Annotated in this window: 22 protein-coding genes and 1 pseudogene; 3 read left to right on the top strand and 20 right to left on the bottom strand. The window is 59.2% G+C overall.

What is annotated here, in order from left to right; all coding sequences use genetic code 11:
• Positions 1–28 precede the first annotated feature (28 nt).
• The 8 genes from ACWKWM_RS16005 to ACWKWM_RS15970 form a co-directional block, all read right to left on the bottom strand.
• On the bottom strand, positions 29–958 hold the full coding sequence (locus tag ACWKWM_RS16005; protein WP_483847067.1) for a sugar ABC transporter substrate-binding protein: 930 nt from the start codon (positions 956–958) through the stop codon (positions 29–31).
• A 73-nt stretch (positions 959–1,031) separates the two neighbouring features.
• On the bottom strand, positions 1,032–1,232 hold the full coding sequence (locus tag ACWKWM_RS16000; protein ID WP_483847066.1) for a hypothetical protein: 201 nt from the start codon (positions 1,230–1,232) through the stop codon (positions 1,032–1,034).
• A gap of 278 nt (positions 1,233–1,510) precedes the next feature.
• Positions 1,511–2,530, bottom strand: coding sequence for a Gfo/Idh/MocA family protein (locus ACWKWM_RS15995; protein ID WP_483847065.1), 1,020 nt, complete (start codon positions 2,528–2,530; stop codon positions 1,511–1,513).
• A gap of 229 nt (positions 2,531–2,759) precedes the next feature.
• The gene (gene iolD / locus ACWKWM_RS15990; protein WP_483847064.1) at positions 2,760–4,697 is read right to left on the bottom strand and encodes a 3D-(3,5/4)-trihydroxycyclohexane-1,2-dione acylhydrolase (decyclizing); all 1,938 of its coding nucleotides are present in this window, start codon (positions 4,695–4,697) and stop codon (positions 2,760–2,762) included.
• A gap of 235 nt (positions 4,698–4,932) precedes the next feature.
• Positions 4,933–6,432, bottom strand: coding sequence for a CoA-acylating methylmalonate-semialdehyde dehydrogenase (locus tag ACWKWM_RS15985; RefSeq protein WP_483847063.1), 1,500 nt, complete (start codon positions 6,430–6,432; stop codon positions 4,933–4,935).
• Positions 6,433–6,536: 104 nt separating this feature from the next.
• Entirely contained in the window at positions 6,537–7,346 is an 810-nt protein-coding gene (gene iolB / locus ACWKWM_RS15980) for a 5-deoxy-glucuronate isomerase (RefSeq protein ID WP_483847062.1), read from the bottom strand.
• Positions 7,347–7,348: 2 nt separating this feature from the next.
• Positions 7,349–8,269, bottom strand: coding sequence for a myo-inosose-2 dehydratase (iolE, locus tag ACWKWM_RS15975; protein ID WP_483847061.1), 921 nt, complete (start codon positions 8,267–8,269; stop codon positions 7,349–7,351).
• A gap of 48 nt (positions 8,270–8,317) precedes the next feature.
• Entirely contained in the window at positions 8,318–10,255 is a 1,938-nt protein-coding gene (locus ACWKWM_RS15970; protein WP_483847060.1) for a bifunctional 5-dehydro-2-deoxygluconokinase/5-dehydro-2-deoxyphosphogluconate aldolase, read from the bottom strand.
• 296 nt (positions 10,256–10,551) lie between these two features.
• Between ACWKWM_RS15970 and ACWKWM_RS15965 the strand changes: the two genes are divergently transcribed.
• From ACWKWM_RS15965 to ACWKWM_RS15955, 3 genes and pseudogenes are all read left to right on the top strand, one after another.
• A complete protein-coding gene (locus ACWKWM_RS15965) occupies positions 10,552–11,487 on the top strand; it encodes a MurR/RpiR family transcriptional regulator (protein WP_483847059.1) in 936 nt (311 codons plus the stop codon).
• 253 nt (positions 11,488–11,740) lie between these two features.
• Positions 11,741–12,517, top strand: a pseudogene (locus tag ACWKWM_RS15960) (PAS domain-containing protein); the annotation flags it as partial.
• Positions 12,518–12,568: 51 nt separating this feature from the next.
• On the top strand, positions 12,569–13,054 hold the full coding sequence (locus ACWKWM_RS15955) for a methyl-accepting chemotaxis protein (RefSeq protein ID WP_483847136.1): 486 nt from the start codon (positions 12,569–12,571) through the stop codon (positions 13,052–13,054).
• A gap of 104 nt (positions 13,055–13,158) precedes the next feature.
• Here the strand turns inward: ACWKWM_RS15955 and ACWKWM_RS15950 are convergent, their stop codons facing one another.
• The 12 genes from ACWKWM_RS15950 to ACWKWM_RS15895 all read right to left on the bottom strand — a co-directional run bounded on the left by ACWKWM_RS15950 (position 13,159) and on the right by ACWKWM_RS15895 (position 24,050).
• Positions 13,159–14,190, bottom strand: coding sequence for a lysylphosphatidylglycerol synthase domain-containing protein (locus tag ACWKWM_RS15950; protein WP_483847058.1), 1,032 nt, complete (start codon positions 14,188–14,190; stop codon positions 13,159–13,161).
• Complete coding sequence (gene clsB / locus ACWKWM_RS15945; RefSeq protein WP_483847057.1) at positions 14,187–15,434, bottom strand: cardiolipin synthase ClsB; 1,248 nt, start codon at positions 15,432–15,434, stop codon at positions 14,187–14,189. The genes ACWKWM_RS15950 and clsB overlap by 4 nt, the downstream gene beginning before the upstream one ends.
• Positions 15,431–16,132: an endonuclease/exonuclease/phosphatase family protein gene (locus tag ACWKWM_RS15940; protein WP_483847135.1), complete on the bottom strand. Its 702-nt coding sequence runs from the start codon at positions 16,130–16,132 to the stop codon at positions 15,431–15,433. The genes clsB and ACWKWM_RS15940 overlap by 4 nt, the downstream gene beginning before the upstream one ends.
• A gap of 89 nt (positions 16,133–16,221) precedes the next feature.
• The gene (locus ACWKWM_RS15935; RefSeq protein ID WP_483847056.1) at positions 16,222–17,139 is read right to left on the bottom strand and encodes a DUF72 domain-containing protein; all 918 of its coding nucleotides are present in this window, start codon (positions 17,137–17,139) and stop codon (positions 16,222–16,224) included.
• 394 nt (positions 17,140–17,533) lie between these two features.
• Positions 17,534–17,752 carry a hypothetical protein gene (locus ACWKWM_RS15930; protein WP_483847055.1) on the bottom strand — a complete coding sequence of 73 codons (219 nt, stop codon included), beginning with the start codon at positions 17,750–17,752 and terminating at the stop codon, positions 17,534–17,536.
• Positions 17,753–17,884: 132 nt separating this feature from the next.
• A complete protein-coding gene (locus ACWKWM_RS15925; RefSeq protein ID WP_483847054.1) occupies positions 17,885–18,511 on the bottom strand; it encodes a CGNR zinc finger domain-containing protein in 627 nt (208 codons plus the stop codon).
• 224 nt (positions 18,512–18,735) lie between these two features.
• Positions 18,736–19,344 carry an adenylyl-sulfate kinase gene (gene cysC, locus ACWKWM_RS15920; RefSeq protein ID WP_483847053.1) on the bottom strand — a complete coding sequence of 203 codons (609 nt, stop codon included), beginning with the start codon at positions 19,342–19,344 and terminating at the stop codon, positions 18,736–18,738.
• A gap of 33 nt (positions 19,345–19,377) precedes the next feature.
• A complete protein-coding gene (locus tag ACWKWM_RS15915) occupies positions 19,378–20,160 on the bottom strand; it encodes a class I SAM-dependent methyltransferase (protein ID WP_483847052.1) in 783 nt (260 codons plus the stop codon).
• The gene (locus tag ACWKWM_RS15910) at positions 20,111–21,307 is read right to left on the bottom strand and encodes a hypothetical protein (RefSeq protein ID WP_483847051.1); all 1,197 of its coding nucleotides are present in this window, start codon (positions 21,305–21,307) and stop codon (positions 20,111–20,113) included. Before ACWKWM_RS15910 ends, ACWKWM_RS15915 begins: the two co-directional genes overlap by 50 nt.
• Before the next feature lie 39 nt (positions 21,308–21,346).
• Positions 21,347–22,078 (bottom strand): SDR family NAD(P)-dependent oxidoreductase, encoded by a 732-nt coding sequence (locus ACWKWM_RS15905; RefSeq protein ID WP_483847050.1) that lies wholly within the window; start codon positions 22,076–22,078, stop codon positions 21,347–21,349.
• Positions 22,075–22,815, bottom strand: a complete 741-nt coding sequence (locus ACWKWM_RS15900) for a sulfotransferase-like domain-containing protein (protein WP_483847049.1) — start codon at positions 22,813–22,815, stop codon at positions 22,075–22,077. Before ACWKWM_RS15900 ends, ACWKWM_RS15905 begins: the two co-directional genes overlap by 4 nt.
• Entirely contained in the window at positions 22,812–24,050 is a 1,239-nt protein-coding gene (locus tag ACWKWM_RS15895; RefSeq protein ID WP_483847048.1) for a transaldolase family protein, read from the bottom strand. Before ACWKWM_RS15895 ends, ACWKWM_RS15900 begins: the two co-directional genes overlap by 4 nt.
• Between the last annotated feature and the right edge of the window lie 111 nt (positions 24,051–24,161).

Genomic DNA, 24,161 nt, shown 5'->3' with positions numbered 1-24,161 from the left:
TGAGCGCTCGCCCCCGTAACGTCGGTTGTTATTTGAAGGTGCTGACGTTTTCAGGCGTGATCAACTTGAAGGGGATCACGATAGCCTGCTCAGGCAAGGCCTCCTTCTTGGCCATCTTCACGGCAGCGTCGATGGAGCCCTCACCCTGACCTTTGGCGTCCTGAAACACCGAAACCGTCAGATCGCCCTTCTTCACCGCATTCAAGCCGTCGGGCGTACCGTCGACGCCAGCAACCAATACGTCGCCCTGTTTCTTACCGGCCTGTTTCAGCGCCATCGATGCACCGATGGCCATCTCGTCATTGTTGGAAACCACCGCGCTGAAGTCGCGCCCCTGGGTCAGCCAGTTGTTGGTGATGTCCATGCCTTTTTGCCGTCCCCAGGCACCTTCCTGCTCTTCGGCAATTTTGATGTCGGGGTATTTTTTCAGAATTTCCTTCACGCCTTCGGTGCGGTCGCGGGTCGAGTTGTTGGACAGCTCACCCAGCAAAATCACGATGGTGCCTTTGCCCTCCATCTTCTTGGCCAGGTATTCCATTTGCAGGCGGCCTGCTTCCTTGTCGTCGGAAGTCACCGAGGCGACGCCCGCTGGCAACTTCGGATCATCAGGGCGGCGGTTGACGTAAACCAATGGAATCCCGGCAGCGGTAGCAAGCTTGGTAATGCGTCCGGTGGCAGCGGTGTCTACAGGATTGACGATCAGGGCGTCGACTTTCTTGCCGATCAATTCCTGCACCTGATCGAGCTGCTTGTTCACATCGTTACGGCCATCGACGAATTGCAGGTCAACGCCGCCCATGTCCTTGGCTTTCTTGCCCATGTCTTCGCGCATGTAAGTCAGGTAGGTGTCGTCGAATTGCGACATGGCCACGCCAATTTTCAGATCAGCGGCCAGGGTCGCGCCGCTGCTCAGCATCAGTGCCAAGGCCAGGGAGGTGAAACGAAGCTTGATATTCATGAACGGTCTGTCTCCAAATTCTTGTTGTTGTAGTGAATTGGGTAGCGACTGCTGATTGTTCAAAACGTGGTTTTCAGAGCGTGCTTTCGTGGCTCGAAGGCAGCGGTTTGGAAAAGTGCGGATTGGAGAAATGCGCGACCGAGGCACCGTAAGGGCCGCATACCATCACGCCGTGGCTTTGGACACACAGCACGCGGGCGACGGTTTCGAGGGCTCTATCAAGGAAGACGGCAATGGAGGGTTTGAGGCTATTGGCATATCTGAACATGTTCATCGACGGTACCTGTTTTTTTGGCTTTCTTGTTTTTGTGTCGTCCGTCTGGCCTGGCGTTGGAAGGCTCCGACATCAGGTCTGGACGTCGATAGTCGGCAACCTGGAAATGACTCTATTGGAAAATAATTTCCATTTCAACAGCTTTTAGAATTAATTTCTATTCAAGAAAACCGATACCCTGTAGGAGCGAATTCATTCGCGAAGCGTTGGCGCGCCCCACTCATCTGCCGCGCCTGCTGCATCTCTCGCGAATAAATTCGCTCCCACAGACAGGCGATTCACAACTCGATCACCCGCCCTTCCATTGCGCTCGTACGTGCCGCATCCAGTATCACCGCAGACTTGACCGCTTCTCGCGCATCCACCGGCAGCGGGCCGCCATTTTCGATTGCCTCCTGAAACAACCGGTAGAACTCGGTCCAGCAGCCGCGCTCGGACGGTATGCGCTCGCGGTGGTCGCCCTGCTCGAACCAGCCCCAGCGGCGATGTTCCTCAACGCCCCAACGCTCGCCTTCGGATTTGGGTGAGAGACCGGCAAGCGCGGCGTCTTCCTGCCCGTCCAGACCGTCGACGCTATAGCAACCGAGCGAGCCATTAATGCGGAATCTGGGGCCTTGGGCGTTCTGCAGGCAATTGCCCCAGAGGTGCGAGATCACGCCGTTTTCGTGGGTCAGCGAAACGAAGAACCCGTGATCGACCGGTTGATCGGGGGCAGCGAACTCTAGCTCGGCATACACCCGCTTCACCGGCCCGAACAACAGTAGCGCCTGATCGACGAGATGGCTGCCCAGATCACGCAACATTCCGCCGCCGCTGGGTTTGCCCACCGAGTTGGGCGAGTAGCGCTCGACCCTGGACTCGAAGCGGGTGATGCTGCCCAGCGCGCCCTGGTCGATGAGTTTGCGCACGGTCAGAAAGTCCGAATCCCAACGCCGGTTCTGGTAAACGCCGAGCGGGACATTTTGTCGTGCGCCAGCGTCCACCAGCGCTTGCGCCTGTTTGGCATCGTGGGCGAACGGTTTGTCGCTGACCACCGGCACACCGAGTTCGATAGCTTGCAGGATCAATGCTTCACGAGACGCCAGGGGCGTGGAAATCACCACTGCCTGGATACCGGCGGCGACCATGTCGGCCAGTGTGTCGAACGCGGGGACTTTGGGGTAATCCCGGGACAGCTCCTGGCGCCGTTCCGGCGAACGCGTAACCACGCCAGCAAACGTCGCGCCGGGCAAACTGGCGATCAGCGGCGCATGGAAATACCGCCCGCCTTTGCCGTAGCCGACCAATCCGATTTTCATCTGTCTCTCCTTGTTCATTCAATTGGGGTCTAATCTCGCCCCGATTAATTGCGCCAGGCCGCAATCCCGTGGGAGCGGACCTGTCCGCTCCCACAATTGTCGCGTCACGCCGCAGCCCTGTTGGAGCGAGGCTTGCCCGCGAAGCTGAGGACGCGGGGCATCAGGCTAACCGCGGTGCTAACTTCGCGGGCAAGTCGGATCTCCGCCCGATCGCTCCAACAGGTTCGTATCAATACTGACGCGCCTTGGCCAGCTCAGTCTGTGACCGCTGATAAACCTCAGCCGTCGCGCCCTTGGTCGAGACCTCGGCCACACCCACCCGCCACCACGACAGGTAGCCGTGGATCATGGTTTTGGGGAGGACCTTGATGTCGATCAGCGTAGAAACAGTCTGCTTTTGTGCATCGATCAACGCCGTTTCCAGCTCGGCCTCATTGCTCACTTTATAGGTCTTGCAGCCATAGGCCGCTGCACTCATGGCAAAATCCACCGGCACGAAGTCGCCATCCAGCAGCCCGGTCTCAGGATTACGGAAGCGGAACTCGGTGCCGAAGCTGTCCATGCCGTTGCCCATCTGCAGGTTGTTGATGCAACCGAACGTCATGTTGTCCAGCAGCACGACGTTGATCTTGCGCCGCTCCTGAATCGAAGTCGCCAGCTCCGAGTGCAGCATCATGTATGAGCCGTCGCCCACCAGCGCAAACACCTCACGTTCAGGCGCGGCCAGCTTGACGCCCAACGCTGCATTCACCTCATACCCCATGCACGAATAGGCGTATTCAACGTGATAAGTATCGACCCCGGTGCTGCGCCAGGCCCGCTGCAAATCCCCCGGCAAACTGCCGGCTGCGGCGACGATCACTGCGTCCGTCGGCAAGCGCTGGTTGAGCACACCGAGCACCCGGCTTTGGGTCAGGCAGGAGCCAGTCAGTTCGATGAATTCGCGCAGCACGGCCGGGTCCATGTGGTCGTTGATTTCCGGGGCAAAATCCTGGGTCTGGTATTCGATCGCATATATCCGGTCGACCTCAGCCTCCAGTGCCGCTTTGGCTTCTCTAGGCTGATCGCCCCACGCCGCGCGGTAATCATTTTTTTCCAGCGCATCGCTCAGCAATTGCAGCGCGACTTTTGCATCGGCCAGCAATTGCACGCCGTCCATTTTCTGCACATCGAAAGCGCCGACATTGAGATTGAGAAACTGCACGTCGGGGTTCTGGAACAGCCATTTCGAGGCGGTGGTGAAGTCGCTGTAGCGGGTGCCGACGCCAATGATCAGGTCAGCTTCCTTGGCCAGTGTATTGGCGGCCAGACTCCCTGTTTCGCCGATGCCGCCCATGTTCAGCGGGTGAGCGGAAACGATGGCACTTTTGCCGGCCTGGGTTTCGGCGAACGGAATGTCGAAGCGCTCGGCGAATGCCTGCAACGCTTCATTGGCCCCTGAATAGCGCACGCCACCGCCACAGATCAGCAACGGTTTGCGCTTGCCTTTGAGCAGCGTCAAGGCGTCGTCGAGCATGGCCTGACTCGGTGGGCGACGATCGATGCGGTGCACGCGTTTTTGCAGAAAACTGTCGGGGTAATCGTAGGCCTCGGCCTGCACGTCTTGCGGCAGCGCGAGGGTCACGGCGCCGGTATCGGCCGGATCGGTCAGCACGCGCATGGCGTTCAGCGCGGCGCTCATCAACTGCTCAGGGCGATTGATGCGGTCCCAGTATTTGCTCACGGCTTTAAAGGCGTCGTTGGTGCTGATGCTCAAGTCGTGGAACTGCTCGATCTGCTGCAACACCGGGTCAGGCTGGCGACTGGCGTAGACATCACCCGGCAGCAGCAACAGCGGAATGCGATTGGCCGAGGCCGTGGCAGCGGCGGTGATCATGTTGGCGGCGCCGGGGCCGACCGAGGAACTACAGGCGTAGATCTTGCGCCGCAGGTGTTGCTTGGCGAAACCGATGGCGGCGTGACACATGCCCTGCTCGTTGCGGCCCTGATGCACGATCAGGTCGCCGCTGTCCTGCTCCAGCGCCTGACCCAGCCCCAGTACGTTGCCGTGGCCGAAGATGGTAAAGACGCCGGCAACAAATTTGCTCTGCACGCCGTCGACTTCGACGTACTGGTTATCAAGAAACTTCACCAGGGCCTGAGCCATGGTCAAACGTGTCGTGGTCATGCTCGCACCTTGTTGTTATTGGAGGTGAGGAAGCAACTCTGCAGGAGCGAACGTGTTCGCGAGGCAGCTTTGTGGGCCGACTGGTAAATCGCCTCGCCAACAAGTTGGCCCCTACAGAAACAGTCATTGGACGCTGCGGTGTCTGTAGGAGCGAACTTGTTCGCGAGGCGGGGCATCAGGCAGACCGCGTTGTATATCTCGCCAACAAGTTGGCTCCTACAAAACGCCGTTCCGGTTATTTCGCGGTCGGCATGCTGAATTCCGCGCCTTTGACGATGCTGTCCGGCCAGCGCTGCATCACGCTTTTGTAGCGGCTGTAGAAGCGCAAGCCTTCTTCGCCGTAGGCATGGTGATCGCCGAATAACGAGCGTTTCCAGCCCCCGAACGAGTGCCAGGCCATCGGCACCGGAATCGGCACGTTGATCCCCACCATCCCCACCTTGATGTTGCGCGCAAACGCCCGAGCAATGCCGCCGTCGCTGGTGAAGCACGACACGCCGTTGCCGAACTCGTGGGCGTTGATCAGCTCCACTGCCGCCGCAAAATCCGCCACGTGGACGATCCCCAGCACCGGACCGAAAATCTCTTCTTTATAGATGCTCATCTCAGGCGTCACGTCGTCGAACAGCGTCGCGCCGACGAAGAAGCCCTTCTCTGCCCCCGGCACCGAGAAATTGCGCCCGTCGACGATCAGTTTCGCGCCTTCCTTCACGCCCTGATCGATATAACCCTCGACCTTGGCCTTGTGCACCGCCGTCACCAGCGGGCCCATGTCCGAATCGGCGTTCATGCCGTTGCCGACTTTCAGCGCGTCGATGCGCGGCAGCAGTTTGTCGATCAGCTTCTGCCCGACATCGCCCACCACCACGGCAATCGAAATCGCCATGCAGCGTTCGCCCGCCGAGCCATAAGCGGCGCCGATCAGCGCGTCAGCCGCCTGATCCAGATCGGCATCGGGCATGACGATCATGTGGTTTTTCGCCCCGCCCAACGCCTGAACGCGTTTGCCGGCAGCCGTACCCTGCTGATGGATGTATTCGGCAATCGGCGTCGAGCCGACAAACGAAATCGCTTCGATACCCTTGTGCTGCAACAGCGCATCCACCGCCACCTTGTCGCCCTGCACCACGCTGAACACCCCGTCCGGCAGACCGGCTTCTTTCAGCAGGCGGGCCATTAAAAGGCTGGCGGAAGGATCACGCTCAGAGGGCTTGAGGATGAAGCAGTTACCAGTGACCAGCGCCATGGGGATCATCCACAGCGGCACCATCACCGGGAAGTTGAACGGCGTGACACCCGCACATACGCCCAGCGGCTGACGCAGGTTCCAGTTGTCGATGCCGCCGCCGATATTGTCGCTGAAATCGGTCTTGAGCAGGGTCGGCGCGCCACAGGCAAATTCTACGATTTCAATGCCACGCACCACTTCGCCCTTGGCGTCGGAGAACACTTTGCCGTGCTCGCGACAGATGATCGCCGCCAGCTCGTCGTGATGCTGATCCAGCAGTTCCTTGAACTTGAACATCACCCGCGCTCGACGCAGCGACGACTGATCGGCCCACGCCGGGAACGCTGCCTGCGCGGCAGCCACTGCCTCATCGACGGTCTGAACGCTGGCCAGTGCCACGCGCCCTTGGACCTCGCCGGTGGCCGGATTGAACACGTCGCTGAAGCGCTCGCCGCTGTCCTGAATCTGGCCGTTGATGTAATGACCGATAACCGGGGTGTTGCTCATGATCTGCTCCTTAAAAAAAGTTGTAGGGTCTTCATGAAAGGCCGGAGAGCGAAGGTCTGTTTTTAACGCAGCATCACCGAAGCGCAACCACCGTTCATGAGAGCCTAAAGATCGAGCAGCCAACTGTGCTCGGGATCGTTGTGGAAATGCCAGGCGCGTTTAGGCCCGGCCATCACGTTCAGATAATAGGACTCGTAACCATAGGGCACGCTCACCGGATGGTAGCCCTTGGGCACCGTCACCAGATCATTGTTCTCCACGGCCATGGCTTGATCAATGCTGCGATCGTCGGTGTACACGCGCTGGAACACGTAGCCCTGCGCGGGGTTGATCTGGTGGTAATAGGTTTCTTCGAGAAAGCTCTGGTGCGGCAGATCGTCGGTGTCGTGCTTGTGCGGCGGGTAGCTGGACGAATGCCCGGACGGTGTGCGGACCTCCACCACCAACAGCGCGTTGGCCGGTTCCGTGTCCGGCAGGATGTCGCACACATAGCGCGTATTGGCGCCTTTGCCGCGTACGCTGCGTTTCATGGTCTCGGGCTTGATCAGCCGCGCAGGCAAGTCCTTGCTGGTGTCGCCGGGCGCTGCGCAGACCGCTATTTGCACCGCGCTCAAGGCCGTGACTTGCGCCTGACTGCCGGGCGGCAGATATACGGCGAAGGGGGATTTGTCTTCGAACACCGATTGTCGGTCGCCGATGTTGTCCCAGTTGAACGCGCCCTGCTCCGGCGACTCGCCGCTGACGTTTATTCGTCCGCTGAGCAGTACCAGGCACAGCTCTTTATCCCCGGCGCTGACCGGCAAACGCTCGCCAACGGTCAGGCGATGGGCCGAAAAACCGACGTATTCCAGAACGCCTTCAGCGAGGGCCACCACGTCGCGGCCCTCGGGCTTGCTCTTGACCAACAGGTTCATGCTCACACACTCCTTTGGGCGGGATTTTGTTCTTGGGCGGCGGCCAGCAGGTTGCGCAGCGTCTGGTAGCCCTTTTCAGCATAAATGTAGCTCGGCGCGACGGCGGGGTCTTGCTCAGCCTCCACCACCAACCAGCCGCTGTAATTGGCCTGAATCAATACATCGAGCAGCGCGGCGAAATCAATGTCGCCGTCGCCGGGCACCGTGAAAGTGCCGTTGATGATGCAATCGGGGAAGCTCCACAAGTTGTTTCGGGCCAGTTGCACCACCGGTTTACGCACGTCCTTGAAGTGCACGTGACAGACCCGGTCGATGTGCATGCGCAGCACCTGCAATGGATCGCCGCCACCCATGTAGCAATGCCCCGAATCGAACAACAGCCCCACTTCCGCGCCAGTGCGCGTCATCAGTTGGTCGATGTCTTCGGGGGATTCAACGTAAGCGCCCATATGGTGGTGATAGGCCAGACGCACGCCTTGGGACAACGTGAAGCGAGCCAGTTCAGTGAGTTTGTCAGCGTAGTCCTGCCAGGCGCGCTCGCTGTGAAAACGCGGGCGTTCCACCAGACGAATGCGCTGGCCCTGAATCGAATCGGCCACTTCGCCGTAGACCAGCACGCTCGCGCCGTTCTGTTTAAGCAGCTCAACGTGACTGGCGATGGATTCAATTTCCTCAGCCACCGAGCGGCTGGCCAGACGGCTGGAATACCAACCCGAGACCAGCGCCAGGTCGTAGGGGCGCAACACGTCGCCTACACCCTTGGCGTCCTTGGGGAATTTGCCGTTGAGCTCGAAACCTTCGTAGCCGATCTGCTTGCCTTCGCTGAGGGCGGTGCTCAGCGGCGTTTCTCCGCCGAGGGCGGGCAAGTCGTCATTGCTCCAGGAGATCGGGTTGATGCCAATGCGGATTGAGGAAACGGGCATGTTCTGCACCTTTTTTGTTTTTGTGGCTGGCAAAAGTCAGCTGAGCGATCAGGCCCGAGCGTCACGCCAGGATTCAATCAGGAAACAGAAATTGGCCTGCACCCGGGCAATCAGGCCAGCGTCGTCGATCTCGCCTTCAAACCACGCTCGGCTGGGCTCATCGAAGATCGTGCGCCCCACGGCAAAACCACGGCACGTCGTGCTTTTGCTGGCCTGTTTGAAGCCGTCGGCCAGATCCTGCGCCGGTGCGTTGAGCCCCAACAATACGACGCCGCGGCAGTACGGGTCGCGCTCTTGAATCAGCGCGTCGAGTTGCTCCCAGACCTGGGCCGTCTGCGCTTCGATTTTCCACCACGCAGGGTAAATGCCGAGGTTGTACAGGCGTTTTAGCGAACGCAGCATGATGTCGGGATAGGTCGAGGGATGATCCTTGGGCGGGATGATTTCCAGCAGCAATTCATGACCGCTGGCCTGAGACGCTTCATACAGGCCCTTGATTTGCGCTTCCTGCTCCAGACGCAGCAGCGGTTCGTCATCGGGGTGGTATTGCACCAGACACTTGATGATCTGTTCCTTGGGCCAAGTCAGCAGGTTGCTGCCGACCGAGCGACCATGCTCGAACGCCAGCGGACGCGAGCCTTGTACTTCCACCGGACGCGCGACCCACCAGCCGCGCCCGGTGGCAGCGTTGAGGGAGCCCTGAGCGAAACGCTGATCGGCCAACAGCCCGACGTCGGCCGGAATGCCGCGCTTGATCAAATCGGCCTCAACCCGCTCCACCGCCCGAATGAACAACTGCTTGAGCTGGCCGATGCTGTTGAGGTCACGCCCGGCCTTCTGCGCCAGCTCCACCAACTGACCACGATGATCGAACGCGAAGATGAACAGCTGACGCCACTGTTTGCGCGGCACGCTGACCTGATGCAGGCGCTGCAGGATCGGGTCCTGATCGGGGCGCGTAATCGGCACCGGGCTGCTGAGCAGGTAATTGAGTTCGGCCAAGGTCGGCATGGCCGGCGCGCAGGCGTGACGCGATACAACCAGGCCGCCGCAGGCGTTGGCCAACTGGCAGCAGCGCTCGTCGGATTCGTCGTTGAGCCAGCCTTTGAGGAAGCCGGACATGAACGCATCGCCCGCCCCCAGCACGTTCAGCACCTCGACGCGCACGCCGGGGTAGATCGAGCCGTCTTCGAGGCGGGTTGGAATCGCGCCGTGGATCACCGTGCAGCCCTGGGGGCCGAGCTTGACCACCAAGGTCGCCGCCGTCAGTTCTCGCACGGTGCGCAGGGCTGTGAGCAAATCGGTGTCGCCGCCGGCAATCAGGAATTCTTCTTCGGTGCCGACGATCAGGTCGAAACGCGGCAGGATGCGTTGCACGTGCTGGCTGACCTTCTGGTCGGCCACAAAACGCGTGGCGCCATCGGCTTTGCTCGCCAGCCCCCAAAGAACCGGGCGGTAATCGATGTCCAGCACGCGTCTGACGTTGTGTTTTTCAGCGTAATCCAGGGCTTGGCTGCTGGCCTTGAACACCTGATCGGTGGAGAAATGCGTGCCGGTGATCAGCAGCGCTTTGCTGGACGCAATTTGGGCTTCGTCGATGTCGTCGCTGCTCAGGGCCATGTCGGCGCAGTTTTCGCGGTAGAACACCAGCGGGAAGGTTTCGCGGTCTTTGATGCCAAGCAGCACCATGGCGGTCAGGCGTTCCGGATCGACCTTGATGCCGCTGACATCGCAGCCTTCGCCGGCCAGGGATTCAATGAGGAAACGGCCCATATGATCGTCGCCAACGCGGCTCAGCATGGCCGACTTCAAGCCCAGCCGCGCAGTGCCGAATGCGATGTTGGCGGAAGAACCGCCCAGGTACTTGGCAAAACTGCTGACGTCCTCAAGGCGCGCGCCTACCTGCTGCGCGTACAGATCGACGCCCAGGCGCCCCAGGCAAATCACATCCAATTCACGCCCGGCAGCAAAACGAGTCTGGCCCATAGTGGCTCCTGTTATTTTTATCAGCCTGCGTCATGCACGGGTGCATGAAACGCTCTTGGTGGATGCAGACTAGATCGCCTAGAAACACTGATCAACAATTATTCTGAATTTTTTTAATGTGGAATATTTTTTCCATTTAGTGCCATCCAGGATCATGCGCGGTAAGCTGTAGGAGCCAACTTGTTGGCGAGGGCTCGATGCGGAATGTCAGGCCCTGCGCCTCGCGAATGAATTCGCTCCTACTGAGAACTTGCGCGGCGTGCGCACATAAGAACAACCCAAAGGAACTCAAGCGTATGTCCAGCACCGATCAGCCGTCTTTGCCTGACACCAGCGTCGAGACCGTCGCCCCCGATGCCGTGCTGGCCAGCCCGCCGGAGTCTGCGCAAGCGCTGCTCACGCTGATCACCACCGAGTATGAAAGCCTGCCACGCCAGCTCAAGCGCATTGCCAGCTACATGAGCCAGCAGAGCGACCGGATCATGGTCGATCGCATCAGCGACATCGCCCGTGAATGCGAAGTGCACCCTTCGGCCATCGTGCGTTTCTCCCAGCGCTTTGGTTTCAGCGGGTTCAGCGAGATGCAGGCGCTGTTCCGCGAGGCTTACACCCACAAAGCCACACCGGTGCAAAATTACCAGCAACGCATCCGCAGCATGATCGCCAACAAGTCGCAGAAAGCCAGCGGGGGCGACCTGGCCCGCGAATGCGTAAACGCCACCCTGTCCGGACTGGAGCGTCTGGCCGTGGAACTGGACGACGAGGCGTTCGACAAGGCCGTGGATCTGGTGGTCAACGCCGACAACATCTACGTGGTCGGGGTGCGACGCTCGTTCGCGGTGGCCGATTATCTGGTTTACAACCTGCAACACACCAACAAGCGCATTCACTTGATCTCAGGGCTGGGCGGCAGCTATCGCGAACAAATGCGCAGCGTGCGCGCCAACGATCTGGTTATCGCCATCAGCTTCACGCCCTACGGCAAAGAAACCCAGCACTGTCTGCGCATCGCTCAGCATCATCAGGCCAAGACGCTGATCATTACGGACAGCAACCTTTCGCCCCTGGCTAAGCGCGCCGACTCGGTGCTGCTGGTCAACGAAGGCAGCTCATTCGCCTTCCGCTCCCTAAGCGCCACCTTATGCCTGTGCCAGGCGCTGTTTATCGCCGTGGCGTATCGGCTGGAATTGAAAGTCGACGAAATGTCCGAGCAGGTGGGGTTTGATGATTAGTGGAAGCCTGTAGGAGCCAACTTGTTGGCGAAGCGGACCTCTCGGCGCCGCTGGGGTCTCGCGAACAAGTTCGCTGCTACAGATCGGTGACAGCCTTATACAGAACCGACGAGCTGTACAACTATTTGTATGGCTTTTTAGTGGCATCCACGTATGATCAACTCACTGCGAAGGAATAGCAGCAGAGTGCCAGCCCGCGCTCGCCGGGCCATGGACAGGAACCCTCTGCATCTACACGTCTTGAGCCGCCGCCATGTTCTTTGACTCATCCAAGAAGAAACTTGTACAAGACCTGCAACTCACCCTGTCGCACCAGACCAGCCTGCTCGACGCCATCAATCGTTCCATGGCCAGCATCGAGTTCGACCTCAATGGCTTCGTGCTGTCGGCCAACGACAACTTTTTAAGCACGATGCGCTACCGCAGCGAGCAAGTGGTGGGCAAGGAACACAAGATGTTCTGCACACCGGATTTCGCGCGCAGCAGCGAGTACGCCAGACTCTGGGCTCGGTTGAGCAACGGCGAATTCGTTTCCTCGACCTTCCAGCGGGTTGCGGGCGACGGCCGCACCGTGTGGCTGGAAGCAAGCTACAACCCGATCAAGGACTTGGACGGCAAGGTGATCAAGATCATCAAGTACGCCATGGACGTCACCGATAAAGTCCAGGCGGAAAATGAAACCAAGAGCAAGCTGGCGGCCATCGACCGGGCCATGGCGGTCATTGAGTTCGATCTGGCGGGCAACATCATCGCGGCCAACGACAATTTGCTGCGGCTGATGGGCTATAACCGCCAGGAGTTGCTCGGCAAGAATCACAAACTGCTGTGCCCGGCGGACGTGATTGCCAGTGCCGAATATCAGGATTTCTGGCGGCGGCTGAACAAAGGCGAATTTTTCAGCGGCCAGTTCAAGCGGGTCGGTCGCAACGGGCAAACGCTATGGGTGGAAGCGAGTTACAACCCGGTGTACGACGCCAGCGGGGTGCTGTGCAAAGTGGTCAAGTTCGCCTCCGACATCACCGCGCGCATCGAACGGCACGAGCAGGATTCGCGCAGCGCTTCCCAGGCCTACCACATCTCGGTGCAAACCCAGAAAGTCGCCGAGCAAGGCACGCAGGTGATCCAGCAGGCCGCCAGCGAGATGCGCCAGATCTCGCGCAATATCGAGGATTCCTCACGCATCATTGGTCAGCTCGGTGAACGCTCCGAGCAGATTACCGCCATCGTCAACACGATTCGCAGCATCGCCGACCAGACCAATCTGTTGGCACTCAATGCGGCGATCGAGGCCGCGCGCGCAGGTGATCAGGGACGAGGATTTGCCGTGGTAGCAGACGAAGTGCGGCAACTGGCGGGGCGCACCAGCCGCTCCACCGAGGAGATCGCGCAGATGATTCAAGTGATCCAAAGCGAGACCCAACAAGCCATCACCAGCATGGACAATACCCGCACCAACGCAGCCAAAGGTGTGGACCTGGCCGATCAGGCAGGCTCGGCCATCGTGCAGATCAGTGACGGGACTAATAATGCGGTGGATGCAGTGCGCATGTTTGCGCAAAAAGACTAAGCGTTCTGTAGGAGCCAACTTGTTGGCGAGGCGGCCAACCGAATACACCCGACGCAAAGCTTCGCGAACAAGTTCGCTCCTACAGGATCCCGACAAGCCCGCACTCAGGCGTTTGTTTCGCGCCCTTCCTGCGCCTCATTATTACGCCGCATGGTCTTCGCCCTTTTCTCCAGCACCGCATACACCACCAGCGCCAGCAGCAGCGGCACCAGGAAGTAGATCACCCGATAGCCGATCAACGCCGCCAGTAACTGCCCTTTGGAGAACTGATGCTGCATCAGGGCGATGAACACAGTTTCCAGTACGCCCAAACCGGCCGGGATATGGGCGATGACGCCGGCGATACTGCTGATCAGCAAGATTCCGAGCACGGCGGGATAAAACGCCTTTTCCGGCAGCAGCACGTAAATCAGCAGCGCCATCAATCCCCAGTTCAACGCACCGAGCAAGGCCTGACGCAGCGCTTGGTTCAGCGAGGGCAGCACCAGCTCCTGCTTGCGAAACTTCCAGGTGCGCTTCTTCGAGAATCGGCACGCGGCAAAGTACGTCAAACACACCGCCAGCAGTGCGAAGCCAATCAATTGCAGGGTCGTGTCGCCAATCTTCCAGCCGTCCGGCATATCGATGAAGCGCGCCGAAAACACGATCCCGGCGAGCAGCATGTAGCCCAACCAGTTGGTAATCAGGCTCAGGCTGAGGATCCGCGTGATGGTTGGTACGTCCAGTCCAAGCCGCGAATACAACCGGTAGCGCAACGCGATGCCGCCGACCCATGAACTCAGGTTGAGGTTGAACGCGTAGCACACGAAGGTCACCGGAATGATCTGCTTCACCGACAGTTTGTGCTCGGTGTAGCGCCGCGCGAGGATATCGAAGCCGCAATAGGTCAGGTAACTCCCCGCGGCGATCAAAAACCCCAGCGCCAGGGTGCTGGCCTTGTAGGACTGCAGCGCCTGCTTGACCTCGTTCCAGTCCAGATTCTTGACCAGCAAAAACAACATCACCGGCACAGCGATGAAGAAGAACAGCGTGAAGACGATCTTTGCCCATTTCAGCAGCGTGGCGTGCTTGCCGGCGGGCTTTTCCTGAGCCGGATTTTGCGGCTGGCCATTGGACGTTTCGGACACCGCGCTCATACCGACTTCTCCTGATCTGGCAGTTCACGTTTGAGTTCTGCCGCTTCCGGAATCACTTCCGGGGTGCGGACAGGTTTGAGGCGCAGGCCATGCACCGGAAACAGCCCGGCAATGGCTGGAAAGTGGCGCAAGAAGTGGAAACTCAAGAAGATCATCGGTGCGCGCCACCACTGCCCTTTCGCCAGCCCCTTGAGGTTGACCTGCTTGCTGTGGGCGGCGGCCAGGTCCTTCAAATGCTCATGCAATTGCTGATTGAGACGCTGATCGCGGATGAACAAGTTGGCTTCAAGGTTCAGCGCCAGGCTTAACGGGTCCAGATTGCTGGAGCCCACGGTGGACCATTCCTGGTCTATCAGTGCGACCTTGCCGTGCAGCGCGCGCTGTGTGTATTCATGAATGACTACGCCCTCGCGCAGCAACCAGGTGTAGGTCAGCCGCGAACACATGCGCACAAACGGCATGTCGGGCTGGCCCTGAAGAATCAACGTGACCTTGACCCCACGTCGCGAGGCGCTGCGCAGCTCGCGCAAAAATCGATAACTGGGGAAGAAATACGCATTGGCAATGGTGATGCGCTGTGTCGCGGTGCGCATCGCTTTGAGGTACTGCTCTTCGATGTCGGTGGTGTGCTCGCGGTTATCGCGTTCGGCCAGCAGCATTCTGGCGCTGCCAGCCTGACGGGTGACGACCTTGAGCGGCGACCAGGTTTTGCGGGCCACCGGCCCGAGCATGCCCGATGTGGAGCGGTAGATCTCGGCGACGATCGGCCCGCGCACTTTCACCGCGTAATCCTGTTTGGCCGTAATGCCGGTGTCGCTCATGTGATCGACGCTGTAGTTGATGCCGCCGATGAACGCGGTTTCGGCATCGATCACTACGACCTTGCGGTGCAGGCGACGGAACAGGTTGGTGCGCATGCCCATGAACTTGGGGCGTGGGTCGAACAGCTGAATCTGTACGCCCACGTCGGTCATTTGCGTGATGAACCTGGAACTGAGATCGCTGGTGCCGTAATCGTCAACAGTCATCACCACCCGCACACCGCGGTTGGCCGCGTCGATCAGCACCTGTTGCAACGCTTCACCGACACGATCTTCGAAAATGATGAAGGTCTCGATCAGCACTTCTTTTTTTGCCGCGCCGATGGCGTCGAACACAGCCGTGAAGAAGTCTTCTCCGTTGATCAGCAACTCAACCGAGTTGCCGTCGTGCCACGTCCCGACCGGGGTATTTTTAGCGCTCATAACGTGACCTCCACCGAAAGCGGCGCATGATCGGAAAGATGGGACCAGGGCCGATTGGACAGCACTCTGGGGGCGCGAACGCGGGCGTTGCGTACGTAAATCCGGTCCAGACGCAACAGCGGAAAACGTGCCGGGAAACTTTTTGCCGGCGCGCCGAAAGCACCGACGAACACTTCCTGCAAGCCGGTACCTGCCAGCGCAGCATCGGCCTTTTGCCGCCAATCGTTGAAATCCCCGGCGACAATGACCGGTGCATCCTGAGGCAACCGCGCCAGCAGTTCGGCTAACAGTTTGAGTTGTTGTTGGCGGTGTATTTCCTTGAGGCCCAGATGCACGCAGATCGCGTGCACCTCACCAAAATGCGGCACATCGAGCACGCAGTGCAAAAGGCCTCGCTCCTCGGTGCCGAGGATGGAGATGTCGAGGTTTTCGTGCCGCAGGATGGGGTATTTCGACAACAGCGCGTTGCCGTGATGACCATGGGGGTAGACCGCATTGCGCCCGTAGGCGAAGTCGGTCCACATGCTGTCGGCGAGAAACTCGTATTGCGAGGTGGTCGGCCAGTCCTTGACCTTCTGCGCGTGATTTTGCTGTTCGCCATGGACTTCCTGCAGGAACACGACGTCGGCTGAAACGTGCCGAACCGCGTCGCGCAACTCCGGCAGGATGAAGCGCCGATTGAAGAAGCCGAAGCCCATGTGCATGTTCATGGTCAGCACGTTGAGCGTCACCTGCGTGGTGGCTGATTCGCGAGGGCCGGTGGTGTGTTGGGGGGTTAAAGCGCTGGTCAAAACTGGGCTCCTTGCAGGTCGCCGGGCGCCACTTGCAACCCTTTGGCGAGATCAAAACGCTCAAGCAATGAGCGGGCGTCGTAGGGCGCGCGGACCTTTATGTCGTTGTCGAAGTAGCAAAATACGTCGCGCGATTTGCGCGCCCGCGGAGCTTTGGCGACCACCACGTGTGCATCGGCCGGTTGCTTGCCGTGACACCAGGCGTCAATGCGATCACCCCAGCGTTTGAGGGCAGGCGCGGTGTAGCCGCTGGCGTAGAGCTTTTTTTCGCCATGCAGCCGCAGGTAAACGAAGTCGCTGGTGAGGTCCTCCAGGTAAGGCCATTTGCCCGCTGTGTCCGCCACTACCAGTGCCACGTTGTATTTACGCAGCAGCGCGATGAATTCAGGGGAGCGGAAGCTTTCGTGACGAATCTCTACCGCGTGACGCACACGGCCCTTGGCCGGAATGTCCAGATAGCCAGGCTTGTGCATGCGCTCGCCAGCGCCCTTTGCGCAGGCCTTTGCCGCTTTGCCGGTGTGCGGCAAGAGCGAAAGGAAGTGTTCAAACTTCTCGGGATCGAACCGGAAGCTTGGCGGAAACTGCCAGAGGATCGGGCCCATCTTTTCTTTGAGCTGGAAAATGCCGGATGCAAAGAAGTTGGCGATGGGCTCTTCGACCTCATTCAGGCGCTTGACGTGGGTGATGAAGCGCGGCCCCTTGAGGCTGAACATAAAGTCCTCAGGGGTATCGGCATACCAGCGCGCGTAAAGGTCCGGGGACTGCAATGAATAAAACGAGCCGTTGATCTCGATGCTGTTGACCGCACGCGAGGCGAATTTCAGCTCGTTCTTTTGTGTAAGGCCTTCGGGGTAAAAATCCCCGCGCCAAGGCACGTAGCGCCAGCCAGAAATGCCAATGCGGATATCACTCATGGAAGAAGTCTCGTGCGTCCGGTCAACAGAACGGTTCAGGTCATATGAAGCCTGACGACGACGCTGGTTCCATGGGTTTATTACGCAGTTGCAGACAACGGCGCAAGCATTGCCACAACTGCGCTTCTGCCTGAAGGGCGTAGGTGTCCGGCTTGCCGACGATGGGACGCGAGGCGGACCCAGACCAGAGTCTTCGGCATGTCAGACATACCGCGTGCACAGGTCCTGCTGCCGGTTCCCGGCAGATCGCCGACAAGTCAGGCTCCCACGGCCTGCGGCCAGAATCAAAAGCATTGCGAGCAAACCTCCAACGACCCATCAGATCGCGACAACTCCGCTTCTGCCCGAAGGGCGTAGGAGTCCGGCTTGCCGACGATGGGACGCTAATCGGACCTTAAATCTGATGCGCGTCGTCGTCTTTAACGTCGGCGTCGCTGGGCAGGGTTTCCGGATCTGCCGGATCGAGGCCGCCGGGCGGGACCTCATCAGGGCCGATGCCGGGGACGCCCTCTTCGGGAAACCCCGGAGTTGCCACATCTTCGCCGTAGTCCGGGCCGGGGTTTTGCGACAGAGGATTTTGTGAAATCAGTTGTTCGCTCAGATTGTTTTTCATGATTCACCTCGTATGGGCACCAGGTTGGGCACCTTATACGTTTGAATCAGTGAGGCATCAGGCGTTCAGCGTATTTGTCCGCCATCTATCGGTACGACAGTTCGCAGGGCCCGTTTCTCAAAAGCTGCCACACTAAGCCCCCCAACGCCGGGCTTTTTCCCGGCTGCCGCAGATGTTCATCTGGCACCAGCGGCGGCGACCATTTTTTGAGAGGTCAATAAACAGCCAATCGCAGTTCGGCGTACCGCAGGCCTTGAGCCTGGCGAGGTCAGGTCCCGTCAACAGCGCGGCAGCCTGCACCGCGACCCGGCCGATCAGGCTGGCGGTCATAGCCTGCAGCGAATCACAAGCACGCCAGCACCACATCGTTCCAAACGGCGAGGACATCAACACACGTTCGCAGGCGGTCCGCGCCAACTGCTCGTTGAGCGCTTCAAGCGCGCGCTCATCGACGGTCTTGCCTAACGCGACCGGCAACAGCAACTGATAAAGCGCCTCACGAAAACTGATCAATTCCCTGAAGGCCGTCACCTGCCACGCAGATTGCTGCACCAGGTCGCAAAAGCGCTGATGCTCATCCGCCGAGATCAACCCGGCATGCAGGTACCAGTGAATGATGTCTTCCAGGCTCGACAACTTATCGACCACGGCCTCCAGCGCCGTGCCCGGACGCCGGCCATCGCAGGTGTTGAGAAAATCCAGTACCGACAACCCCCCAACCAAGCGGATGGCATTTATCTTGGATTGGCTGACTGACATGCCCCACCTCCGATATCAACACGATCACCAAGCATGGCAGAGAACTCGGAAATGTCAGGGCTATCGGTCAGTTGGGCGCGAGCTTGGTGGGAGCAAGCTTGCTCGCGATTAATCAAAGAGACGCGAGATATCCAGCGGATGTGCTGAGCTCATCGCCACCAAGCTCCCTCCCACAGTTCCCACTGCTGCGTCACATCCGCTACAGGGCGCGGCAAACCCGGGCGCTAACCCGCTCGAGTGCGACGCAGCCAGGCATCAATCTGTCCAACGGCGCCTGCGACACTGATCTGATCGCTGCGCACATGCAATTCCGGGTACACCGGGGGTTCATACGGTGAATCTATTCCAGTAAAACCTTTGAGCTCACCGCTTCTGGCCCGGCGATACAAGCCTTTGGGATCGCGGGCTTCGGCGACATCCAATGGCACGTCTACAAACACTTCGACGAACCGGTCAGTGCCGATGATCGAGCGCGCGTAGTGCCGTGCTTCACGGGTGGGCGAAATCAACGCCACCAGCACGGTCAATCCGGCGTCAATCATCAACGCGGCAACCTCGGCGACGCGCCGTACATTTTCATCGCGATCCTGCTCGCTGAAGCCCAGATCCCGACACAGTCCAGTGCGCAGAGAATCGCCGTCCAGAATCGCGGTTTTAAGACCCCGTGCAATCAACACGGCGTTCAGGCTGTTGGCGATGGTCGATTTACCTGCTGCCGAGAGCCCGGTGAACCACAGCACCTGAGGCGGGGAAGCACTCTGATGCGCGTTGTGCCTTGTGAACGAATACGGATAGATTTGCCGACTGCCGTCGACGCCGGTTTGAATGTTCATGGTGACCTTCCTTGGTGGTGACGCTTGGGTAGTTCAGCAATGCGCAACGTGAATGATGAAGTCGGCGCGCATCGGGTCGTACAGCGACTTGAAATCACCGAACGGGTACACGCCCTTAAAGCCGGCAGCCAAAATCTCACTGCGCAGGTGTTGAGGCCTGACAGGGGCGACGCGCAACCGAAAGACGGCCTCGTCGCTAAAGGTGTAAACGAACTCACACAGATGATCATTGACCTCGCTCAGCGTCACCTGCGCAGTCTGCCCGCAGTAGTAATAGCGCCCGGACGATTTGAAGTGACCCGCCAGAATCGCCTGAAAATTGCGCTGGTCCACGACCAGCAAACCTCCAGGCCGTAGCAATTGGTGGAAGCGTTGCAGCACCGCCACCCGCTCGCCCTCGTCGAACACATGACACAGCGAGCTGCCCAGACACAGCACGGCATCGAATATGCCTAGCTGAGCAGGATCAAGGTCCATCCAGTCGCAGCAGGCAATCGGAATATCCACGCCGTGGCGGGCAAAATTCACTGTCGCCCGATCCACCATGGTCTGGCTGCCATCGCTGGCACGGACCTTGAACCCTGCCTTTTTCAGCTGCACGGCGTGAAATCCGCTGCCCGTGGACACGTCCAGTACCGAACAAGCACCGACGCCGAGCAACAGGTCAGTAAAGAAGCCGGCCTCCCCAATGGCGCGCTTGTCCCAGTCGATCAGCTCATCCCAGCGGCTGACGAAATCCTGTGAGTACTGCCGCGCGTAATCCTGATCAACGCTGTGGGGCAAATCGGACTGATTGCTTGGCCGATGATGTGGCATGAGTGGAAACTCCCTGTTTGCCCGCGCTTTGAGCGAAGGTTTTGTATTTGCTGCCTAGCTCGTCTGCCCACGAGGCTGCGTCGGCGACCTGCATCTGTGGCATGAAAAAGCCCAGCAGCGACTCCATGACGTTCATTTGTTCCTGGCCAAAGGACACTCGGCCGTCAGCCCGAATCAGCTCGATGCCGTCCTGTCGCTGACCCAACTGATTGGCGCTGATCGCCTCTGCCCTGCCAATGCCATAGGGCAACGAAAGCAGCACCCTGCCCATGCCGACCCGTACGGGGTAGCCACCCGGCAGTCCATGGGGGCCGGGCGCATGGGTTTCGATCTCTTGCAGCCCGTACAAATTATCGATGACGTTGACCGCCGAGGCCGCGGTGAGGAACTGACCGTCGACGCCCCCCAGACGTCGGAAAGCGGTGGCCACACGGTCAAAAATATTGCGGGCGCTGAACTCACCGGTCCACTCCACGCCGTCCACCCAGTAACACAGATGGAAATTGGCCTCGTCCGGCAAACCTGCCCGTGGCACGTAATGGCTGAAATAATGTTGCCCGATCAGTTTGACCCGCACTTTATCCGGCTCGCATCCAGCCAGTAGCGCAATAGCGCTGCGGGTCGCTGGCACCAGATTGGCGATATTGCCCGCGCCCACGTCCGGTGCCAGCCCGACTTTGTCCAACACTGCATTCACCGCATCCGGAAACGCCACATTGACTGTCAAGGCCCGTACCCCCGACTGTCGGACGGCTCGCATCAGCGCGTAGGCCGGGGCCAGATGCATGGGCAGCCATGGCCCCAGTTGCGCTTTGTCCAGAGCCTCAAAGCCTGGTTTTGGTAATTGCGTGATGATCCGCCAGGACTGCAACGAGGCGCAGTTGACGATGATGTCCGGCTTGATCGATGCCAGTGTCGCGGCGTTGCGCTCGATGTTCGCCTCGGTCAGGTCCATGTGGCATGGCTGGATTGAAACGTTAGCGTCTAATTGCAGCGCACCCAGCCGCACGAGATTGCAGAGCCTCGTTGCGCCTTCAAAATCGCGACTGGCAACGTGGAAATGAAATCCATTGCGGGGCGCAAGGATTTGCAAAATTTGCAGACAGAGGTTGCCGCCTCCGACGATGAGCAATTTTTTGCGATGCATATCAATCTCCCTGAAAAAAACACGCAAAAGGATGAGGGCTTACCGCGGGTAGGCGCCGTTATCGACCGAAATAACTTTTCCGGTCATGTGCCGGCTCTGATCGGATAACAAAAACATGATCACGTCGGCGACTCCCGCAGGGTAAATAGGGTCTTTGAGGATTTCTTGGCGCTGGTACTCCTTTCGTCGATGTTCGGGGATGCGGTCGTGAATAGACGTGTCGAGGATCAGCGCGGGGGAAACAGCATTCACCCGAACCTGCGGTGCAAAATTCCAGGCATTGGCCTTGGTCAGCCCGATCACCCCGGCCTTGGTGGCGCCATACAACGCATCGAAGCTGCCCACCTCACCCGCCACCGAGGCGATATTGATGATGCAACGCGAGGCATCGGTGTGGGCGGCGGCCCTGGCGAAGTCCTTGGACAGGTAAACGAGCGATTGAAGATTGAGCGCCCAGATCTCGTCGATCTCCTCATCGGAGTAGTCGTACACGCTCTTGCCGTGGTAGAGGCCTGCGTTGTTGATCAAGGCGTAGAGCGACTCGTGTCCGTACTTGCTGCACAAATCGGGGATGAAGGATTTGAAAACTGCGTGCCGGGAAAAGTCGGCGACATGCACTTCCAGCGCTTCACTGGCCAGTACTTGCTGCAGCGCCATCAAGCCCTCCTTGTCCTTGTCGGCGGCGATCACGTAGTACCCCGCTTCCACACACGCAAGCACCGTGGCCCTGCCGATGCCATTTGCCGCGCCGGTAATCACCACTTTTTTCATGCTTGCCCCTGCTGCGCAAATTGGTTCATACGTTCGTAAAACGGCCGGTGAACCTCGTAGTACTCAACCAGCCGTGGGTGAATCTGCAATTGGGTTTCATCGAAGTCAGAGGTGTGGGCCAATGAGATTCCCGTACTGAGCGCAACGTCGTGATGCCAACTGCGCCATGGCAACCATTGCGGCGGGCAGCAGGCTTGCCAGTTCATGGAGCCGGGCAAGAACGCCAGTTGCAGGTAATCGCACAGTTTGCGCACGGTGTATTCGGGCCTGCGCGCCAGCTCATCGGCGTTGATCACATAGGGCGTTTTGCCAGTGAGACGGGTCACGCGGCAGAAAATCTCATACAGCGCCTGATGCCCGACTGACTTCACCGGCATCTGCGCGAAGATCGCGTGGTGCGAAAGAATGGCGCGACCGGGCTCGCGGATGATGAAGACGTGCTGCTGCTCCAACAGAAACTCGTCGTCGACTTTCAACTCGTCGAGGCAGTGGTAGCACATGTCTTTATGGAATACGTGACGGCGCTCGCGGGTATTGCGCAACAACGCCTTGACCCCGTCATAGGTGGTCGGCAGGCCGCAATCAAGGTCGTCGGACGGGATCGCCGAATATTCATCGAACGCCACGTGGGCGAAGGGCTCATGGAATACCTCAAAGTCCTGACGCTCGATAAATACCCGCTCAAGTGCGGTGGAGCGCGAACGGGGGTGCGCCCACAACGCGATCATGCGGTTCATGGTTGAGCTCCAGTCTGGGAGGTATGGCGCCAGCCGCTGGGCATCGGCGTGGCGTTGAGCGCTTGCCGGGCGAAACCTTCGACAAACGCCTGCAATTGGCCGTGGGCGGTGCACGCTTCATTGCGCGCGGTGATGAACGCCGGGTGATGCTCGAACGCTGCGACGTCGAGACCGTTTTCAAAGTACGCATCGGTGAAGTAAGGGATGCGCAGCAGCTTGTTCATGACCTCATCAGGAATGCTCCACCGCCTGGACGCCGGCAACACCGGTTTACCGCTGGCCTGGCGCTGCAAGAGAAAATCGATGATTGCCGGCGTCAGGGTGTAAACGGTGGTATCGGCGCCGGTGCGCTCTAGATGCCAGGCGAATGCTTCGCCGTGTTCATTGGTGTCCACGCGCAGGCTGCAAAGCAGCAGTCGTGCCGGGGTCTGCCAATGCTGCAGCACCACCTGAAGCGCCTGATAAATCGCCAGCTCAGCCCAGCGCTTGTCGGTCTGGGTCAGTGTGATGCCGCACTGACGGGCCTGCTGCTCGAACTGGGGTTCATCGCCGAACCTGCCGATCATGAAGGTGATGACGTACTGTGCGCTGCTGACATCGACATGGTTTTGCCCGGCCAGTAGCCTGCCGCGATGAATCGCCGCAAGACCTGCGCTCAACTGCGAAGCGGTGAAGCACAGGGTGTTATTGATCGAGCAACCTTTGGCCACCAGTTGTTCGATGGCGTTGTAGCCACTCAGGCTGCCAGGCATCTTGACCATCACATTGGGTGACAACCGCGCCAGCTCCAGCCCTCGAGCGACCAACAGCTCGGTGCTGTGCAACTGCGTGGTGTCCACCTGCGCCGACAACCAGCCAAGTCGACCGCCCGACAACGCCCACAGTGGCCGAAGCAAATGGGCGCCTTCGACGATCAGTCGGTCGTATACCTGACGTGCTCTGTTCGCCGTTGAAGAATCGGGTGCCAGGGCCTCAATCCAGTCATGGGTTATATCGGCATCTTCCAATAATGCCTGCGCCACCAGTCTTGGATTGGTGGTGGCCCCGCTTATTCCGCTTTTGGTATCAAGCCAGAACGCCGAGAGTAATTGTTCTATATGTGAAGTGAGTTGTGGATAACGACGTAATACCAACTCTCTGAAGGCTGCATATGTTGTTGGTGAAGCATCCCACCATACTTCCGAGTCTGGGTTTTGGGATTTCAACAGGCGAACGAAGTCCGGGAGTTCCATCATTCATGGTCCTTATGAAAAAATGTTTGGCGCCGGCTGGAAATGCGCCAAAGAAACGGCGATCTAGGGAGGCCAGTAGCGGTAGAGCTTTCTTGCAGAAGGTAAAGATGGATG

The sequence above is a fragment of the Pseudomonas rosaeacicularis genome (assembly GCF_057128745.1).
Note: the sequence above shows the minus strand (reverse complement) of the source record. Positions and strands in the feature narration are given on the sequence as shown.

What these genes read in the sequence shown, in the direction of transcription:
- iolD (WP_483847064.1), bottom strand. Translation starts at nt 4,697, where the DNA reads ATGACCACGACACGTTTGACCATGGCTCAGGCCCTGGTGAAGTTTCTT.
- ACWKWM_RS15970 (WP_483847060.1), bottom strand. Translation starts at nt 10,255, where the DNA reads ATGGGCCAGACTCGTTTTGCTGCCGGGCGTGAATTGGATGTGATTTGC.
- iolB (WP_483847062.1), bottom strand. Translation starts at nt 7,346, where the DNA reads ATGAACCTGTTGGTCAAGAGCAAGCCCGAGGGCCGCGACGTGGTGGCC.
- clsB (WP_483847057.1), bottom strand. Translation starts at nt 15,434, where the DNA reads ATGAGCGCTAAAAATACCCCGGTCGGGACGTGGCACGACGGCAACTCG.
- ACWKWM_RS15935 (WP_483847056.1), bottom strand. Translation starts at nt 17,139, where the DNA reads ATGAGTGATATCCGCATTGGCATTTCTGGCTGGCGCTACGTGCCTTGG.
- ACWKWM_RS15930 (WP_483847055.1), bottom strand. Translation starts at nt 17,752, where the DNA reads ATGAAAAACAATCTGAGCGAACAACTGATTTCACAAAATCCTCTGTCG.
- ACWKWM_RS15950 (WP_483847058.1), bottom strand. Translation starts at nt 14,190, where the DNA reads ATGAGCGCGGTGTCCGAAACGTCCAATGGCCAGCCGCAAAATCCGGCT.
- ACWKWM_RS16005 (WP_483847067.1), bottom strand. Translation starts at nt 958, where the DNA reads ATGAATATCAAGCTTCGTTTCACCTCCCTGGCCTTGGCACTGATGCTG.
- ACWKWM_RS15925 (WP_483847054.1), bottom strand. Translation starts at nt 18,511, where the DNA reads ATGTCAGTCAGCCAATCCAAGATAAATGCCATCCGCTTGGTTGGGGGG.
- ACWKWM_RS15900 (WP_483847049.1), bottom strand. Translation starts at nt 22,815, where the DNA reads ATGAACCGCATGATCGCGTTGTGGGCGCACCCCCGTTCGCGCTCCACC.
- ACWKWM_RS15940 (WP_483847135.1), bottom strand. Translation starts at nt 16,132, where the DNA reads ATGGGCTTCGGCTTCTTCAATCGGCGCTTCATCCTGCCGGAGTTGCGC.
- ACWKWM_RS15995 (WP_483847065.1), bottom strand. Translation starts at nt 2,530, where the DNA reads ATGAAAATCGGATTGGTCGGCTACGGCAAAGGCGGGCGGTATTTCCAT.
- iolE (WP_483847061.1), bottom strand. Translation starts at nt 8,269, where the DNA reads ATGCCCGTTTCCTCAATCCGCATTGGCATCAACCCGATCTCCTGGAGC.
- ACWKWM_RS15905 (WP_483847050.1), bottom strand. Translation starts at nt 22,078, where the DNA reads ATGAAAAAAGTGGTGATTACCGGCGCGGCAAATGGCATCGGCAGGGCC.
- ACWKWM_RS15915 (WP_483847052.1), bottom strand. Translation starts at nt 20,160, where the DNA reads ATGCCACATCATCGGCCAAGCAATCAGTCCGATTTGCCCCACAGCGTT.
- ACWKWM_RS15910 (WP_483847051.1), bottom strand. Translation starts at nt 21,307, where the DNA reads ATGCATCGCAAAAAATTGCTCATCGTCGGAGGCGGCAACCTCTGTCTG.
- ACWKWM_RS15985 (WP_483847063.1), bottom strand. Translation starts at nt 6,432, where the DNA reads ATGAGCAACACCCCGGTTATCGGTCATTACATCAACGGCCAGATTCAG.
- ACWKWM_RS16000 (WP_483847066.1), bottom strand. Translation starts at nt 1,232, where the DNA reads ATGAACATGTTCAGATATGCCAATAGCCTCAAACCCTCCATTGCCGTC.
- ACWKWM_RS15895 (WP_483847048.1), bottom strand. Translation starts at nt 24,050, where the DNA reads ATGATGGAACTCCCGGACTTCGTTCGCCTGTTGAAATCCCAAAACCCA.
- cysC (WP_483847053.1), bottom strand. Translation starts at nt 19,344, where the DNA reads ATGAACATTCAAACCGGCGTCGACGGCAGTCGGCAAATCTATCCGTAT.
- ACWKWM_RS15965 (WP_483847059.1), top strand. Translation starts at nt 10,552, where the DNA reads ATGTCCAGCACCGATCAGCCGTCTTTGCCTGACACCAGCGTCGAGACC.